The 17,470-nt window shown below is 43.9% G+C and carries 14 protein-coding genes; 13 read left to right on the forward strand and 1 reads right to left on the reverse strand.

The genetic code is table 11. The annotated features are described in order from the left end of the window. Positions 1-123: 123 nt before the first annotated feature. Positions 124-1,062 carry a tyrosine-type recombinase/integrase gene (locus DWW33_RS11275; protein WP_118639548.1) on the reverse strand — a complete coding sequence of 313 codons (939 nt, stop codon included), beginning with the start codon at positions 1,060-1,062 and terminating at the stop codon, positions 124-126. A gap of 178 nt (positions 1,063-1,240) precedes the next feature. Here DWW33_RS11275 and DWW33_RS11280 point away from each other — a divergent pair, with 178 nt between their 5' ends. The 13 genes from DWW33_RS11280 (at position 1,241) to aroE (ending at position 17,469) form a co-directional block, all read left to right on the forward strand. Continuing rightward, on the forward strand, positions 1,241-1,600 hold the full coding sequence (locus tag DWW33_RS11280; protein ID WP_117698030.1) for an ArsR/SmtB family transcription factor: 360 nt from the start codon (positions 1,241-1,243) through the stop codon (positions 1,598-1,600). 13 nt (positions 1,601-1,613) lie between these two features. Continuing rightward, on the forward strand, positions 1,614-1,832 hold the full coding sequence (locus DWW33_RS11285; RefSeq protein WP_117947447.1) for a cation transporter: 219 nt from the start codon (positions 1,614-1,616) through the stop codon (positions 1,830-1,832). A 10-nt stretch (positions 1,833-1,842) separates the two neighbouring features. Further along, entirely contained in the window at positions 1,843-3,717 is a 1,875-nt protein-coding gene (locus tag DWW33_RS11290; RefSeq protein WP_118639549.1) for a heavy metal translocating P-type ATPase, read from the forward strand. 189 nt (positions 3,718-3,906) lie between these two features. Beyond that, entirely contained in the window at positions 3,907-4,605 is a 699-nt protein-coding gene (locus DWW33_RS11295; protein ID WP_117698032.1) for an ABC transporter ATP-binding protein, read from the forward strand. An 8-nt stretch (positions 4,606-4,613) separates the two neighbouring features. Then, positions 4,614-6,875, forward strand: coding sequence for an ABC transporter permease (locus DWW33_RS11300; RefSeq protein WP_334294611.1), 2,262 nt, complete (start codon positions 4,614-4,616; stop codon positions 6,873-6,875). A 215-nt stretch (positions 6,876-7,090) separates the two neighbouring features. After that, the gene (locus DWW33_RS11305; RefSeq protein WP_118639551.1) at positions 7,091-7,708 is read left to right on the forward strand and encodes a DUF3793 family protein; all 618 of its coding nucleotides are present in this window, start codon (positions 7,091-7,093) and stop codon (positions 7,706-7,708) included. Positions 7,709-7,720: 12 nt separating this feature from the next. Next, complete coding sequence (locus DWW33_RS11310; RefSeq protein ID WP_118639552.1) at positions 7,721-8,152, forward strand: flavodoxin; 432 nt, start codon at positions 7,721-7,723, stop codon at positions 8,150-8,152. 220 nt (positions 8,153-8,372) lie between these two features. Then, positions 8,373-9,656, forward strand: coding sequence for a M14 family metallopeptidase (locus DWW33_RS11315; RefSeq protein WP_118639553.1), 1,284 nt, complete (start codon positions 8,373-8,375; stop codon positions 9,654-9,656). Between the two features lie 53 nt (positions 9,657-9,709). After that, entirely contained in the window at positions 9,710-10,660 is a 951-nt protein-coding gene (locus tag DWW33_RS11320) for a leucine-rich repeat domain-containing protein (protein ID WP_158577488.1), read from the forward strand. A 48-nt stretch (positions 10,661-10,708) separates the two neighbouring features. Further along, positions 10,709-12,004: a vWA domain-containing protein gene (locus tag DWW33_RS11325; RefSeq protein WP_022243988.1), complete on the forward strand. Its 1,296-nt coding sequence runs from the start codon at positions 10,709-10,711 to the stop codon at positions 12,002-12,004. Positions 12,005-12,033: 29 nt separating this feature from the next. Continuing rightward, the gene (locus tag DWW33_RS11330) at positions 12,034-13,362 is read left to right on the forward strand and encodes an AAA family ATPase (RefSeq protein WP_118087599.1); all 1,329 of its coding nucleotides are present in this window, start codon (positions 12,034-12,036) and stop codon (positions 13,360-13,362) included. 41 nt (positions 13,363-13,403) lie between these two features. Then, positions 13,404-15,992, forward strand: coding sequence for a translation factor GTPase family protein (locus tag DWW33_RS11335; protein WP_118639555.1), 2,589 nt, complete (start codon positions 13,404-13,406; stop codon positions 15,990-15,992). 601 nt (positions 15,993-16,593) lie between these two features. Continuing rightward, positions 16,594-17,469 carry a shikimate dehydrogenase gene (aroE, locus tag DWW33_RS11340; RefSeq protein WP_118639556.1) on the forward strand — a complete coding sequence of 292 codons (876 nt, stop codon included), beginning with the start codon at positions 16,594-16,596 and terminating at the stop codon, positions 17,467-17,469. The last annotated feature ends 1 nt before the right edge of the window (position 17,470 follow it).

A 17,470-nucleotide genomic window follows, 5' to 3' on the forward strand; every position in this document is an offset into this window, starting at 1 on the left:
ATACAAACAATGACAACATTTCTTCCAAGAATGAAACAAAGAAAACAAAAGAATGAATAAGTATATGAATAAAAGAACTGCCAGAAAAGCAATATTGCCAATTCTAGCAGTCCTTTTTTTAGTTTACCCCACCCTGAAATCCTTCCTCGGATGCTTGTTCATCAGAATGTCCCGCTGCTTTGCTGTGGAAACATGGGTGTAGATTTCCGTGATGTGGATGGAACTGTGACCAAGCATTTCCTGGATGTAGCGGATATCCACATCGGCTTCTAAGAGGCTGGTGGCGAAGGTGTGGCGGAACATATGCGGAGTGATGTGCATATCAATGGAAGCAAGGCTGCAGTATTTACGGATGGTTCGGCGGACGTACTGGTCGGAGAGAGGGCGTCCTGCCTGGTTGACGAAGAAGCGGTTGGTACGCTTAATATCAGGAAGGTAACATTTCCGGTATTCCAGCAGGGTGTGGACAACATCGTCATTGCCAATCTGGAGGAGCCGCTCTTTGGAACCTTTGCCGAAGATAAGCAGAGTCCGGTTGGAAAGGTTGATGTCATCCGGTGTGATGGAACACAGCTCAGAGATTCGGATGCCGGTGGCGAAGAGCAGCTCGATAACAGCAGCATCCCGGAGAGCATTTTTACGCTGGAAATCGGTAGCGGCGTGGGCGTACTGGTGATAGATAGAAGATAAAAGCAGTTCAATCGTAGGAAGCGGAATGGTTTTAGGCAGAATCACCGGTTCCCGGAATTTGATATGCAATTTGTTAAAAGGGTTGGAGACAATGCGGTCGCGGTAGTCGAGGTAGTGGAAAAAGGCTTTGAGGGAGGCAAGCTTTCGTTTCACAGTTTTCGGTTTGAATTGTTCGTGAAGAGTTGCAATATAGGATTCTAATATGGCGGGAGAAAGTTCGGATATGCTGGAGAGAGAAGGAAAAGCAGCCGCAAGGCTGACACCAAACTGTGTAAGGTCGATGCGGTATGCTTTTAAGGTTTTGCCATCAAGGCGTTTCTGGGTGCGGCAGTAGGTTAAATACTGGTTCATTTCAAAGTTAAAATCATGCATAATAAATACTCCTTTGTATGTGGCAGGAGGCTGTCCTGCCTGAATATAGATATAAGAGTATATCATAGAAAAATTTTTTATAAAAATTTCCAACTTCATATTGACAATTTGAAATCCCAAGCGTATTATGAACATATGAACAAATGCTCATATGTTAAAACGACCTGGAGGTGAGAAGATGGCAATGAACGATGTAGAATGCTGCGAAGAAAACTGCATTCATGCAGAGCTTCTTAAGAAGGCACGGGAGAAGATGCCGGATGAAGATGAATTATATGATCTGGCAGAGCTTTTTAAAGTATTTGGTGATTCTACCAGAATCCGGATCCTGTTTGTATTATTTGGCTCGGAAGTATGTGTGTGTGATCTGGCAGAGACGTTGAACATGACGCAGTCAGCAGTATCCCATCAGCTTAAGATTTTAAAACAGGCGAAGCTGGTCAGCAGCAGGCGGGAAGGTAAATCCGTATTTTATTCACTGGCAGATGAACATGTAAGAACCATTATCGACCAGGGCAGAGAACATATTGAAGAATGAGGAGGATATTATAATGAAGAAAAAATTTAAATTGGAAGACTTAGACTGTGCAAACTGTGCAGCAAAAATGGAAGAAGCAATCAAGAAAATCCCGGGAGTCAATGATGCAGTAGTAAGCTTCATGACACAGAAAATGACCATCGATGCAGAAGATGAGCGTTTTGAAGAAATTATGGATGAAGTAGCCAAAACTTGTGCAAAGGTAGAACCGGACTGCCGGATTCTGCGATAGGAGATAGCTTATGACAAAGAATCAGAAAAAAATGCTGGAGCGTATTCTGGTTACGGGTGTGTTATTTGTAGCACTTCTGGTATTGGAACACGTTGGTATCTTAGAACAGATTACACAGCCAGTCCTGATTTTTATTATTTATCTTGTGCCGTATCTTCTGATTGGCTATGATATTATTTTTAAAGCGTTCCGGAATATCAGTCATGGACAGGTATTTGATGAGAACTTTCTGATGATGATTGCAACGTTTGGAGCATTTGGAGTACAGGAGTATTCCGAAGGTGTTGCAGTTATGCTGTTCTATCAGATTGGGGAACTTTTCCAGGGTTATGCAGTTGGAAAATCCAGACAGTCCATTGCAGATATGATGGACATTTGTCCGGAATATGCCAATGTGGAAGAGGATGGCAAATTAGTCCAGGCAGATCCGGATGATGTGGAAATCGGCACTGTCATCGTGGTAAAACCGGGCGAGCGTATTCCGCTGGATGGAATTGTAGTAGAAGGTGAGTCCATGGTCGATACCGCGGCACTGACCGGAGAATCTGTTCCAAGAAGAGCAGCAGAAGGTGATGAAATCATCAGCGGCTGTGTCAATGGAAGCGGTACTTTAAAGGTAAAAGTAACAAAAGCATTCGAAGATTCCACAGTATCTAAGATTCTGGAACTGGTGGAGAATGCAAGCAGCAAGAAAGCAAGAGTGGAGAACTTTATCACCAGATTTGCAAAATATTACACTCCGGTTGTTACCATTGGAGCAGTAATTCTTGCAATCCTGCCACCGATTATTTTAGGCGGCGGCTGGGCTGAGTGGATTCAGAGAGCCTGCATTTTCCTTGTTATTTCCTGCCCGTGTGCCCTTGTAATCTCCGTCCCATTGGGATTCTTCGGTGGTATCGGAGCATCTTCTAACTTAGGTGTTCTGGTAAAAGGAAGTAACTATTTAGAGGCAGTGGCTGAGATGACCACTATCGTATTTGACAAAACCGGTACACTGACCAAAGGCGAGTTCAAGGTATCTGAGGTACTTCCGGTAAATGGAAGTAAAGAGGAACTCTTAGAGCTTGCAGCCCATGTAGAAGGATATTCCAATCATCCAATTGCTAATTCCGTGCGTGAAGCCTATGGCAAAGAACTGGATATGAACCGGGTAAATGGAACAGAAGAAATTGCCGGACATGGAATTCATACATTTGTAGATGGAAAAGAAGTATGGCTTGGAAATGCCAAAATGATGGCAGCCCGGAATATTTCCTATACCGAAAACAGCAGTGCTGGAACCGTAATTTATGTTGCGGTAGATGGAGTATTTGCCGGAACCATTGTAATTTCCGATTCCATTAAGGAGGGCGTAAAAGAAGCTATCCATAGCATGAAGAAGGTAGGCGTGAAGAAATGCGTTATGCTGACCGGAGACCGTAAGGCAGCAGCACAGGCAGTAGCAGATGAACTGGGACTGGATGAAGTGCATGCAGAATTACTGCCGGGTGACAAGGTAAGTCAAGTTGAGGCACTTCTGAAAGAACAGCATGAGAAAGATAAACTTGCATTTGTGGGTGATGGCATCAACGATGCACCGGTACTGACCAGAGCAGACATTGGAATTGCAATGGGAAGTATGGGTTCTGATGCGGCAATCGAAGCTGCAGATGTAGTTCTTATGGATGATGATGTGCGAAAGATTGCATCTCTTGTGAAGATTGCAAGAAAGACACTTTCCATCGTGCACCAGAATATCGTATTTGCACTTGGCGTAAAAGCAATTGTGCTGATACTCGGTGCATTTGGTATTGCCAATATGTGGGAAGCAGTATTTGCAGATGTAGGTGTATCTGTCATTGCAATTTTAAATTCCATGCGGACACTGCACATTGCAAAGAAATAGTATAAAGGCGTTTATTGAGAAAAAGAATCAGTAAACGCCTTTCTTTTACCAAATGGATAGGCTATACTAACAAAAGTTACAAATAGCTAACGTGAAGTTGGAAATAGTACAACATTGGGAAAGAGGGAAGCAGGAGTAACAAAATAAAAGAACTGAAAAAAGAGTCAGAAAAGAAAGAGGAGGATGAATATGTTTCTGGAGATTCAGGATTTGAAAAAAAGTTTTGGACAGGGAGAGGCAAAAACAGAAGTTTTGAAAGGAATTAATTTCTCTGTTGAAAAGGGTGAGATTTGCGTATTGTTAGGACCGTCCGGTTCCGGTAAATCAACACTTTTGAATATTATCGGAGGAATTGACAGTGCAGACAGCGGCTATATTTCCATCAATGGAGAGAAAACAGCAGATATGAACGAAAAGGCACTGACGAATTACCGCCGCCGCCATTTAGGATATGTATTTCAGATGTATAATCTGATCCCAAACCTCAATGTGAAGGAAAATATCGAGGTAGGAGCATATCTGAGTGATAAATCATTAGACATTGACGAATTGCTTAAGACACTGGGACTTTATGAGCATCGTCATAAGCTGCCAAACCAGTTATCTGGTGGACAGCAGCAGCGTACAGCCATTGGCCGTGCCATTGTAAAGAACCCGGATATTCTGCTCTGTGATGAGCCGACCGGAGCACTGGATTACAATACATCCAAAGAGATTTTGAAGCTGATTGAGGATGTAAATCAGAAATATGGAAATACCGTTATTATGGTTACCCATAATGATGCCATCAAAAACATGGCAGACCGTGTCATTAAGCTGCGTGATGGACAGATTCGAAAGGATTACACCAATGAAGTGAAGATTCCTGCACAGGAACTTGACTGGTAAAGGCGGTGATGAAAGTGAAGAGTCCATTAAGAAAACGAATTCCAAGGGAATTGAAAACAGATTTTGGAAAATATCTTGTGATTTTCCTGTTCCTGACAGCTACTATCGGATTTGTATCGGGATTTCTGGTGGCAGGAAGCAGTATGATAACTGCCTATGATGAGAGTTTTGAAAAGTACAATATTGAAGATGGTAATTTCGAACTGATGGAAGAAGCTGACGATACCCTGCTTACAGAACTGGAAAAAGAAGGCGTAACAATTTATGAGAATTACTATCTGGAAGAAGAGGTGGTAAATGGAAAGTCAGACAGTACCCTCCGCATTTTTAAACCAAGAAACGAAGTGGATAAAGTATGTCTGATGGATGGAGAAATGCCGCAGCAGGAAGATGAAATTGCAATTGACCGGATGTATGCGGACAATAATTCCTTAAAAGTAGGAGATACCATTAAAGTAGGCGGTGAGAAAAAGACCATCAGTGGTCTGGTGGCATTATCGGATTACAGTGCGCTGTTTTCCGATAGCAAGGATCTGATGTTTGATGCCATAAAATTTGGCGTTGCCATTGCCACAGAGGATGCCTTTGATGCTTATGGTACCGGAAATCTCCATTACAGCTATTCCTGGAAATATGAAAAAACTCCGGCTGATGATACGGAAGCAAAAGAGAAAGCAGAAGATTTTATGAAAGTGCTGGGCAGTAAGGCGGCAATAGCAGCATACATACCGGCATTTTCCAATCAGGCAATTCATTTTACGGGAGATGATATGGGTGGAGACAAAACAATGGTAATGACGTTGTTATATATCCTGATAGCGATTATGGCATTTGTCTTTGCAGTTACCACCAATAATACGATTACAAAAGAAGCGGCAGTCATCGGAACGCTGCGTGCATCCGGCTATACCAGAGGAGAACTGCTGCGGCATTATCTGCATCTTCCGGTACTGGTGACAATCGTAGCAGCAATTATTGGAAATATACTTGGCTATACCGTATTTAAAAATATGGTAGCAGGTTTGTACTATGGAAGCTATAGTCTGCCGACCTACCATACCATCTGGAATGGGGATGCATTTATCCTGACAACGGTGATTCCGGCAATCATAATGATTGTTATTAATCTGCTTTTGATTTCTTCCAAACTGCGTATTTCACCACTGAATTTCCTGCGCAGGGATTTGAGCAGAAGAAAGCGGAAAAAAGCAGTAAAACTGCCGCATTTCAAATTCTTTAACCGGTTCCGTATCCGTATTATTTTACAGAACCGTGCGGGCTACCTGACTTTATTTATCGGTATTGCTTTTGCAGAAATTCTGCTGGTTTTCGGCATGATGATGTCACCACTTTTAGACCATTATCAGGATGAAGTGCTGTCCCACATGCTTGCAGATTATCAGTATGTATTAAAAGCACCGGTTCCAACGGAAACAGATGGCGCAGAGACTTATCTTGCCGGTAGTTTAAAGACAATGCCGACAGAATTCAGCAGCGAAGAGGTCAGCGTCTATGGAGTTGAAAAAGACAGTGCTTATGTTGATATTGATTTCCCAAAAGAAGGTGTCTACATTTCGGATAGTTATGCAGAAAAATACCGGCTTGCAGAAGGCGATACCATTGAGTTAAAGGAAACTTATGGAGATAAGAAATACAAGTTTAAGGTGGCTGGAATCTATGAGTATCCGGCAGCAGTGGCAATTTTTATGCCGGAAGAGGAATATCGGGATGTATTTGACAAAGAGGAGGATTATTTCAATGGATATTTCTCCGATAAGAAGATTACCGATATTGAGGATGCCTATATCATGACGACCATTACAGAAGATGACCTCACCAAGGTATCAAGACAGCTTGATGTATCTATGGGCGACATGTTCTATCTGATGAATGTATTTTCTGTTGCACTGGCAGCAATCCTTATTTACCTGATGACAAAGCTGATTATCGAGCGGAATGCTTCATCCATATCCATGGTTAAGATATTGGGTTACAACACCCGAGAAATAGGGAAATTATATCTGACAGCCACCACCTGGATTGTGGTGATATCCGTTATCCTGGGTGAAGCAATTGCTACAGAAACCATCAATGTTATCTACCGGGCAATGATGAGTGATTACTCCGGCTGGCTGAGCATTTACTATGACCCGAACATCTACTGGAAAATACTGCTTATGGTACTGACAGCATACTTCGTAGTGGCATTGTTCTGCCTTCGGAAGATTCGGAAGATACCGATGGACGAAGCTTTGAAGAATGTAGAGTAGAACTTGAAAATGTAATATTGCAGAGAAACTGCTGGTATTTTTATACAAGTATATTTTCATTCCATCCAGCCAAACTAAACCATATCAGACTAACTGAAATTCTTAATATGATAAAGAATTCTCACCATGCACATTTTGTGTTGACAACAGAAATACAATTAGTTATGATAAACATAAGTTAGAAATAACTAACTAGAACGAAAGGAAAAGAAGCTATGAGTACAGAGATTCTGGAAATTGTACAACAGATGGATTTACACAATGCAGAGACGCAGTTAGCGTTACAATGTGCCCCATTGATCGCAGGAGTAAAGATATCCAATCTCTTAGTCGTTTCAACAGGCATGGAGGATGCGGTAAAACAGTGCCTGAGAAAATCCGGAATTTCATTCCTGCTACTGCTCAGGACCAGGGAAAAAGCTCGTTACCTTCTTTTTCGGAAGAAACCGTTGGAGGCGTATCTGATGCGTAAAGAGATACGAGAGCTGCTGCAGGAGTCCGGTTATCAGGACTTTACGCTCGGAAATATTCTCAGTACGTTTCAGAAACGTTACCAGGGTTATATGTGCGGAGAACCTGGCTTTCCTCATGAAATGGGATTGCTGCTTGGCTATCCGGTAGAAGATGTAAGAGGGTTTATGGAACAGAATGGACAGAATGCACTCTATCAGGGTTACTGGAAAGTGTATGCACATGTTCCGGAAAAGAAACGTCTTTTCGCACGCTATGATATGGAAAAAGAGACCATCATCCAGCTTCTCTCCAATGGAGTGGGAATGCGGGACATCATTGGTATTTATAATGACAGCATGCCGCAGAAAGCGGCTGTTTAGGAGGTAGAAAAAATGAGTAAGATTCAGGTAGTTTATTGGACACAGTCAGGAAACACACAGGAAATGGCTGAGGCTGTTGGAAGAGGAATTGAAGCAGCTGGCAAAGAAGCAGAGGTTGTTGATGTAAGTACAGCTGATATGGATGCATTAAAAGCTTCTTCCGTATTTGCAATGGGATGTCCTGCAATGGGTGCAGAAGTCTTAGAAGAAGGCGAGATGGAGCCATTCGTTGAAGAAGTAGAAGGCTTTGCAGCAGGAAAGAAAATCGCATTATTCGGTTCTTACGGATGGGGCGATGGACAGTGGATGCGTGACTGGGTAGACCGTATGACAAGCGCAGGAGCAACCGTTGTAAATGGCGAAGGTGTGATTTGTCAGGAAGCACCGGATGACGATGCAGTTGCTGCATGCGAAAGCTTAGGCAAACAGTTAGCAGGAATGTAAATTCCAAAAACAAAATCATTTCCGTAGGGTACAAACAAATTGTATTATATATCATAACCAGAAGAAGTCTTGCAGAGTCTGCAAGGCTTTTTCACTTTACAGGAAATTGCTTTCCTGTAAAGTGAAAAACGCTCCGCGAGGATGTGCCAGTGTACATTCTTTGTTCCGTTTTGAAAACATCTGCATATACTGATAAGAAGGACTGGAAACAGGTGAAAGAATGAAAGTATTGAATCCGGGAGAACGCTCCGTGCTGGTACAGTATGTGCAGCTGGCATTAAACCGTGCGGGATATGACATAAGGAAAGATGGAATTTTGGGAGAGAATACCTGCAGGGCATTGCGGCAGTTTTTAAGGAAAAAGAGCGGGGAAGAATTTAACTGTAAAATAGATGATGTAGTGTGGGGAAAGCTTTTTCCCTATTTAAAAGGATATACGATGCATGAAATAAAATCAGGTGATACATTATGGGGTATTGCGGCCAATTATGACACCAGTGTATCAGCGATTATGACAGCCAATCCAACAGTAAATCCGCTGGCACTGCGGACCGGAAGTATTCTTGCAATTCCATTCTCTTTTTCGCTTGTAGCAGAAGATGTGGCTTACACTTCTTATCTCAATGACTGGATATTGGAAGGGCTTACGGTACGCTATCCTTTCTTGGTTCAGGGAAATATTGGAAAAAGTGCGATGGGAAAGGAAATTCCCTATCTTCGGATTGGAACAGGAGAGCGGGAAGTCTTTTACAGTGGAGCATATCATGCCAACGAATGGATTACCACACCGGTCCTGCTTAAATTTGCGGAAGAATATGCCCATGCATTTGCAGCGGGACGCATGCTTTATACTGTGCAGGCAGCGTGGCTTTTTTATGGATTTTCCCTGTATCTTGTTCCCATGGTAAACCCGGATGGCGTGGATTTAGTGAATGGAGTATTAGAAGAGGGTGCATCCTTAGAAGAGGCAGAGCGCATTGCAGCTGATTATCCGAAGATTCCATTTCCGAATGGATGGAAAGCCAATATAGAAGGAATTGATTTGAATCTGCAATTTCCGGCGGGCTGGGAAAATGCCAGAAACATTAAATTTGCCATGGGATTTACAACACCGGCACCAAGAGATTATGTGGGAGAGGCTCCCCTTGTGGCACCGGAAAGCCGCAGTGTCTATGAATTTACAAGAGCCCATAATTTTTCGTTAATTCTGGCATATCATGCCCAGGGAGAAGTGATTTACTGGCGGTATCTTGACTATGAACCGGCAGATTCCAGAAGAATTGCAGAATACTTTGGCGAGGTCAGCGGATACCGGGTGGAAGAGACACCCTCTACATCTGGTTATGCCGGTTTCAAAGACTGGTTTATTCAGGAATACAATCGTCCCGGCTATACCATTGAGGTGGGAATGGGGGTAAGCCCGCTTCCAATGAGTCAGTTTGCCGGAATCTATGAAAATAACCGTCTGATTTTAGAAGGCGGAATGACGGAACTTGTGCGATAACCGGGGATGTGTTATATTGTAGCAGAGAAAAGATGAGGAAACTGGAGCGTAAGATGAACACAGCATACAGCTATGAGATACAGCCGCTGGATGAACATTCCATAAGCATAGAGCGTGTATATGGGACGACACCGGTTGTTGTAATTCCAGATCAGATAGATGGATTCACAGTAAAGAGAATAGGCGCATATTGTTTTTCGGAAAGCAAACATGTTCCGGCAGATGCCGTTACCATCGGCGAAGTGGACAGTTTTATGAAGGCATTATGCGGAAATGATATCGAAGAAATTTCTTTGCCGGATTCCGTGGAACAAATCGGGAATCTGGCATTTTATAATTGCCGCAAATTACGAACACTTACCTTGGGGCGTTTCTTAAAAGAATTAGGAAGCGATGCCTTTATGAACTGCCGGAGCTTAAAGCGGCTGGTGCTTCGTTCTTCCATGGAAGAAGCCAGTGGCGCACAGCTTATCTTAAATCAGGTTCGGGCTGATTTGGAAGTGGAATTTAAGGAAGCCTTATTTTTCTATCCGGAATATTACGATTCCTATGAAGAAATCGGACCGGCACATATATTTGCACTGAATATTGCGGGGGAAGGTTTCCGGGCAAGACAGTGTTTTCACGAGCGGATGGTAGATGCCGCCGCATACGATATGATATTTGAGCGGATCTGCATTGAGGAGAAGATGTGGACTGCAGCCAGAATGGCACTTTGCAGACTGGCATATCCGGCGGAATTAAAGGAAGAAGCCCGTGAACGTTATCTTTCTTATTTAGAAGAACATGCCAGTGAGGTATGCGATGTTTTGATTCAGAAAAAAGATTTAGCATTATTAGAGCTGATATGCCGGCTTCAGGTGATGGAGCGGAGTGGAATCACTGTATTAATCGAGCAGGCAGCAGAAGCCGGCTGGGCAGAAGGCAGTGTCAGCTTAAGCAGCTGGCAGCAGAAATATTATAAGGAAGAAGCAGCTTCTTCCTGTTATGATATTGAGTGGTAAAAACAGCAGAAAATTAAGAAAATATGCAGTGACAGAAAGGAGCAGAAGATGGCGCATATTAAGACCCAGACCGAATGGGAAAATGATATGTCTGTAAAAATCTTGCAGCATGCAAGAAGTGAAATCTATCTGGATTTGCGATATCTTGATGTGGCACTTTCTGCATTGAAGCCTCAGGCAATGGAAGGCTTAGAGACAATGGCTACGGACGGAGAGAGTCTCTTTTTCTCAGCAGGACAGGTAATACGCGTATTCCGGAATAATCCGGCATTTATGAACCGGGCGTACCTGCACACGATATTGCACTGTATTTTTTCACACTTATTTTTAAAAGGAAACAGAGATACGAAGCTTTGGAATCTTGCCTGCGATATTGTAGTGGAGCAGACCATTGACGGCATGGACAAGCCCTGTACCAGGCGTGCATTAAGCTTTCTGCGGCAGCAGACCTATGAAGCATTGAAGGGTGAAGGGCGGATTTCTGCAGCAGTGGTATACCGCTGGCTGCGGGGAAAATCCATGGAAGAGCTTCTTACCTTAAATCATGAATTTTATACGGATGACCACCGTTTCTGGAAAGAGGAAACCGGCAATGGCGCGGCATCTGCGGCCAGAAATAAATGGAATAAGATAGCAAGGCAGACCAGTATGGCAAAGAAGCGGCATGGAGATGAGCCGGAAAAGGGAGAAGAACTTCTGATGACACAGATCAGTGCTGCGAAAAGCCGCCGGAGTTATAAGGAATTTTTACAGAAATTTTCCATACTACAGGAAGAATTAAAATGCAATCCCGATGAGTATGATTTGAATTATTATACCTATGGGCTGCGGCTTTATAAGAATATGCCCCTGATAGAACCGGTGGAGAGCCGGGAAGTAAAGAAAATCCGGGAATTTGTAGTGGTGGTAGACACCAGTTATTCCACCAGCGGCAGTTTAATCAAAGGCTTTTTAAATGAGACATTTGGCATTTTATCCCAGCAGAACAGCTTCTTTCGAAGATGCAGAATCCGGATTATCCAGTGCGATGATAAAGTGGAAATGGATGAGGTAATCAGCAGTCAGGAAGAAATGGAGCGGCTGCTAAAAAGCTTTCAGGTAGTGGGCGGCGGTAATACGGATTTTCGTCCGGCGTTTACTTATGTAAACCAACTAATCAAAGAAGGAAGCATCCGGCATCTGGATGGACTCTTGTACTTTACCGATGGCAAGGGCATTTATCCGGTAAAGAAGCCGGAATATAAGACCGCATTTTTATTCTTGGGAGCCTATGATGAGACGGCAGTACCACCATGGGCAATGCGGCTGCAGCTGGAGCCGGAAGAGCTGGAACAGAATGCATGAGAGAAATAATATAGATTGGAAGAAAACAGATGAATATCAAACAGGCAAAGGAAGAAATCAAACATACCGTAACAGCATATTTGAAAAAGGATGATGAGGGCAGATATAAGATTCCTCTGATTCGTCAGAGACCGGTCTTATTAATGGGACCGCCGGGAATCGGCAAGACCCAGATTATGGAGCAGATTGCAGAGGAGTGCAAAATCGGACTGGTAGCATATACGATTACCCATCATACCAGACAGAGTGCAGTGGGACTTCCTTTTATCAAAGAAATGGAATTTGCAGGCAAAGAGTATTCCATAACGGAATATACCATGAGTGAGATTATTGCCAGCGTATACCGGAAAATCGAGGAAGGCTGTCCGGAAGGAATCCTTTTCATTGATGAGATTAACTGTGTGTCAGAGACACTGGCACCGACCATGTTACAGTTTTTGCAGTGCAAGACCTTTGGTAATCAGGCAGTGCCGGAGGGCTGGATTATTGTTGCAGCAGGCAATCCGCCGGAATACAATAAATCGGTGCGGGAATTTGATATGGTAACCTTGGACCGTGTCCGCTGTATGCAGGTAGAGGCAGACCTTGGTGTTTGGAAAGCTTATGCCAGATCAAGACATATCCATGGTGCAATTTTAAGCTATCTTGAGCTTCGTCCAAAGAATTTCTACCGGGTGGAAGCAGATGTAGACGGCTTGCAGTTTGTCACAGCAAGAGGCTGGGAGGACTTAAGCATTTTGATGCAGACCTATGAAGAAATGGGGCTTCCGGTAGATGAAACCGTTGTAGGAGAATTTTTACACCATAAGGATGTGGCAGAGGATGCGGCAGCATATTTTGATTTATACCAGAAATATAAGGATGACTATGGAATTCCGTTAATATTGGAAGGAAAGATTCGGCCGGAAGTATTTGCCCGGATTTATGATGCAGCTTTTGATGAAAGACTCAGCGTGGTCAATCTTTTGTTGGACGGATTACAGAATCTGTTCCGAAGCTATGGAAAAGAAAAGGCTAAGACAGACCGCGACTTTGCAGCCTTGAAAGAGTACCGTAATTCCGAAGGGGCAAAGAAAGAAGTTTTTGAGGAAAAAAAGGCAGCCTTTGATATCCAGAGAAAGACATTAGAAACAATCGAAGAAAAGACCGCAGCAGCCTTAGAGCATGCGTTTGATTTTATGGAGCAGGCATTTGAGGGCGGCCAGGAAATGGTGGTATTTGTAACAGATCTTGCTACCGTGGCAGAATCCGCAAGATTCTTAGCCGAGCACAACTGCGACCGCTATTTACAGTATAATCAGGAGCTGCTGATTGGAAGCAAGCGGGCAGAGCTTTTAGCCGAGCTGAACCGGGACTAGTTGTACAGCGTAAAAAAATGTCAGAAAGGATACCTTTAAACATGAAGAAGCTGGTAATCGGAATTCTTGCACATGTAGATGCAGGAAAGACAACATTATCGGAAAGTATGTTGTATACAAGCGGAAGCATACGCCATCTGGGAAGAGTGGATAATAAGGATGCATATCTTGACAATAATGCCATGGAGCGGGAGCGTGGAATTACGATTTTCTCAAAGCAGGCAGAATTTTCCTGGAAAGATATGGCAATCACTTTATTGGATACACCGGGGCATGTGGACTTTTCTGCGGAGATGGAGCGGACCCTTAAAGTGCTTGATTATGCAGTGCTGGTCATCAGCGGAGCCGATGGTGTGCAGGGACATACCAGAACGCTGTGGCGTCTGTTAAAACTTTATCAGGTTCCGGTATTCTTATTTATCAATAAAATGGATCAGCTGGGAGCGGATAAAGAGGCTCTTTTATGGGAAATTAAGGAGCATTTGGACAGCAACTGCATTGACTTTACACAGGAGCAGAACGAAGGCTTCTATGAAGAGGCGGCTATGTGCGAAGAAGCAGCCATGGAGAAATTCTTATCGGAAGGAAGTCTTGCATCCAATGACCTTTCACAAATGATTGCAAAGCGGGAACTTTTCCCCTGCTATTTTGGCTCTGCATTAAAGGTGCAGGGTGTGGAAGAACTGTTAGACGGACTTTACGAATATGGCAGGATACCGCAGTATCCGGATAAATTTGGTGCTAAAATCTTTAAGATTGCAAGAGAAGAACAGGGAAACCGGCTGACTTATCTTAAAGTGACCGGAGGAACTCTTCGTGTAAAGGACATGCTTAATGGCAAAGCCGGAGAAGAAGAGTGGGCGGAAAAGGTCAATCAGATCCGTATTTATTCCGGAGAAAAATATGAGGCAGTATCCGAGGCGGCAGCAGGTACAGTCTGTGCTGTTACCGGACTGACAAAGACTTATCCGGGAGAAGGACTTGGCATTGAAGAAGAGTCCATACTTCCGGTCTTAGAGCCGGTACGCAGTGTAAAACTGGTTTTGCCGAAGGAAGTTCCGGTGGCGGTTATGCTGCCAAAATTAAAGCAGTTAGAGGAAGAAAATCCGGAACTGCATATTGTATACAGGGAAGAAACCGGAGAGATTATCGTAAAGCTGATGGGTGAAGTGCAGCTTGAAATCCTGCAGAAATTAATCAAAGAACGTTACGGAGTTGTGGCGGAATTTGGAGAAGAGAAGATTATTTATAAAGAAACCATCCGCAATACTGTAGAAGGAGTCGGACATTTTGAACCACTGCGCCATTATGCGGAAGTGCATCTTCTGTTAGAGCCGGGGGAGCGCGGAAGCGGACTGTGTTTTCAGACAGACTGCAGTGAAGATATTTTAGATAAAAACTGGCAGCGGCTGATACTGACCCATCTTGCAGAGCGGGAACATAAGGGCGTATTAACCGGTTCTGCCATTACTGATATGAAGATTACCGTAGTGTCCGGCCGGGCACATCCAAAGCATACCGAAGGCGGCGATTTCAGGCAGGCAACTTACCGTGCTATAAGGCAGGGACTGATGGAAGCAGATTCTGTACTGCTTGAGCCTTATTATGCATTTTGTCTGGAAATACCGGAAGAATGTCTGGGTCGTGCAATGCATGATATGGAGCAGCGTAACAGCAGAATGGACGCTCCGCAGATAGAAAATGGAATGGCACTGCTCACCGGAAGCGGCCCGGTATCGAAGCTTTCGGATTATCAGAAGGAATTAAATACCTATGCCAAAGGGCGTGGCAAATTCTTCTGCACATTGCAGGGCTACGAGGTGTGCCAGAATCAGGATGAGGTGGTAGAAGCTATCGGTTATCAGCCGGAGGCAGATTTATATAATACATCAGATTCTGTATTCTGTGCCCACGGAGCGGGATATCTGGTGCCGTGGTATGAAGTAAAAGAGCACATGCATATGCCATCTGTTTTAGAAGAAGATGGCGGCACAAAAGAAGAACGGATAAAAGTCCACCGTCCCGGCGTAGTAGAGGACTGGGTAGATACCGATGAAATCGATGTTATTTTAGAAAAGACCTTCTATGCCAACCGACAGGAAGGAAAACGCAAAAACGGTGTCGTGCGAAAACGCAAAGCAGAAAACAATGCACCAACCGTCCGTACTTACCACAAGCCGGAAAAACTGGAACGCTATCTACTGGTGGATGGCTACAATGTAATTTATGCATGGAAGGATTTACATGAACTGGCAGAAGTGAATCTGGATGGAGCCAGAGGCAAATTGCAGGACATTCTCTGCAACTATCAGGGCATCTTTGGTGGCGAAGTCATTGTGGTGTTTGATGCATACCGCCTGACCGGACATAAGACAGAACAGTTGGACTATCACAATATCCATATTGTCTTTACGAAGGAAGCAGAAACGGCAGACCAGTACATTGAACGCTTTGCCCACGAACATCACAATCATTATGATGTAACAGTTGCAACCTCCGATGGCTTAGAGCAGATGATTATCCGCGGCCAGGACTGCAAGCTGATATCTGCCCGGGAGTTTGAACAGGAAGTAAAACGGGCGAACAGCGCCATGTGGGATAATTACCGGAATGGACAGAATATTTTCTGATAAATATTGCCATGGCATGGAAAAAAAGCTATGATAGAAAAAGAGTTTCACTCGGGTGATTAGAAAAGATAAAATCAGATAAATGGTATTGTTGCTGCCATTGGGGGATGTTTTCTTTTGATGAACAGGAAATGTCCTATCGTTCTTAGATACGCATTTTGCTTGTAGGAGACTGTCTTTCCGCCTGCTTTGACGGGATATCTGCACTGTCCGCCGGAGGCGGATGCCACAGCAAGCCTGCAAGGGGCACTAAGAATTTCGATAAAGTTACGAATTCGTCCGGCAACCGGCGCATATTCACATCCATGCTTAAGATGCGCCTCACTGGCACATCCCTGTGCCAGTGTTGCCGGTTTGCCGACGAAATTCTAAGTGCCCCTAACAGCCTGCTTCATGCATCCGCATTCCGGCGCACAGCACAGATATCTTGTCAAACATTGGAAAGACCGGCTAAATCACAAAAGCAAAATGCAGTGTCTTAGAACGATGGCATTTCCTGTTACAAAAGGAACACCGCCAATGACGGCAACGATAGATTTATTTTTGTTCAGTCTTTTCTAATCACCCGAACAGAATCATTTTTAGCAGAAGGAGAAAGGATATGGAAGGAAAAGGAAGAATAACAGGACATACAGGATTATTGGCATTGATCGGTTCCCCGGTAGGACACTCAGGCTCCCCGGCAATGTATAACTATAGCTTTGAAAAATTAGGATTAGATTATGCATACGTAGCATTCGATATAAAAGTAGAAGAAGTAAAGGCAGCCGTGGATGCCATGCGCCTTTTCCACATGCGTGGCTGCAATGTAACGATGCCATGTAAGACAGAAGCTGCAAAATATATGGATGAGCTTTCACCGGCAGCCCGGATTATCGGAGCAGTCAATACCATAGTAAATGAAGATGGAAAATTAATCGGACATATGACAGACGGTGAAGGATTTGTAGGCAATTTAAGAGACCATGGAATTGAGATAAAAGGAAAGAAAATCACAGTAGCAGGAGGCGGCGGAGCAGCCACTGCCATTCAGGTACAGTGTGCGCTGGACGGGGCAAGAGAAATCAGCATTTTCAATATCAAAGATGACTTCTTTGAAAGAACACTGGAAACAGCAGAGAAGATTAGAAAAGAAGTGCCGGGCATTGTGGTAAATGTGTATGACATTGCAGACACTGCAAAGATGACAGAAGAGATTCAAAGCTCTGACATTTTTGCCAATGCAACCATTGTTGGAATGAAACCGATGGAAAAAGAAAGCGTTGTGAAAGATACATCCGCATTCCGTCCGGGACTGGTGGTTGCAGATGCCGTTTATAATCCGGAAGAGACAAGATTACTCCGGGAAGCAAAAGAAGCAGGTTGCACCTGCCTCAATGGAAAAGGAATGTTACTGTGGCAGGGTGTTGCTGCATTCCACCTGTACACCGGAGAAGAGATGCCGGTACGGGAAGTAAAAGAGAAGTTTTTCCAGTAGG

The sequence above is a fragment of the Roseburia sp. AF15-21 genome, from assembly GCF_003479505.1.
Lineage (GTDB): Bacteria > Bacillota > Clostridia > Lachnospirales > Lachnospiraceae > Roseburia_C > Roseburia_C amylophila.

Bases quoted from the DNA above. Each gene is read 5' to 3' on its own strand.
- DWW33_RS11275 (WP_118639548.1), bottom strand. From the start codon at position 1,062: ATGCATGATTTTAACTTTGAAATGAACCAGTATTTAACCTACTGCCGC.
- DWW33_RS11280 (WP_117698030.1), top strand. From the start codon at position 1,241: ATGGCAATGAACGATGTAGAATGCTGCGAAGAAAACTGCATTCATGCA.
- DWW33_RS11285 (WP_117947447.1), top strand. From the start codon at position 1,614: ATGAAGAAAAAATTTAAATTGGAAGACTTAGACTGTGCAAACTGTGCA.
- DWW33_RS11290 (WP_118639549.1), top strand. From the start codon at position 1,843: ATGACAAAGAATCAGAAAAAAATGCTGGAGCGTATTCTGGTTACGGGT.
- DWW33_RS11295 (WP_117698032.1), top strand. From the start codon at position 3,907: ATGTTTCTGGAGATTCAGGATTTGAAAAAAAGTTTTGGACAGGGAGAG.
- DWW33_RS11300 (WP_334294611.1), top strand. From the start codon at position 4,614: ATGAAAGTGAAGAGTCCATTAAGAAAACGAATTCCAAGGGAATTGAAA.
- DWW33_RS11305 (WP_118639551.1), top strand. From the start codon at position 7,091: ATGAGTACAGAGATTCTGGAAATTGTACAACAGATGGATTTACACAAT.
- DWW33_RS11310 (WP_118639552.1), top strand. From the start codon at position 7,721: ATGAGTAAGATTCAGGTAGTTTATTGGACACAGTCAGGAAACACACAG.
- DWW33_RS11315 (WP_118639553.1), top strand. From the start codon at position 8,373: ATGAAAGTATTGAATCCGGGAGAACGCTCCGTGCTGGTACAGTATGTG.
- DWW33_RS11320 (WP_158577488.1), top strand. From the start codon at position 9,710: ATGAACACAGCATACAGCTATGAGATACAGCCGCTGGATGAACATTCC.
- DWW33_RS11325 (WP_022243988.1), top strand. From the start codon at position 10,709: ATGGCGCATATTAAGACCCAGACCGAATGGGAAAATGATATGTCTGTA.
- DWW33_RS11330 (WP_118087599.1), top strand. From the start codon at position 12,034: ATGAATATCAAACAGGCAAAGGAAGAAATCAAACATACCGTAACAGCA.
- DWW33_RS11335 (WP_118639555.1), top strand. From the start codon at position 13,404: ATGAAGAAGCTGGTAATCGGAATTCTTGCACATGTAGATGCAGGAAAG.
- aroE (WP_118639556.1), top strand. From the start codon at position 16,594: ATGGAAGGAAAAGGAAGAATAACAGGACATACAGGATTATTGGCATTG.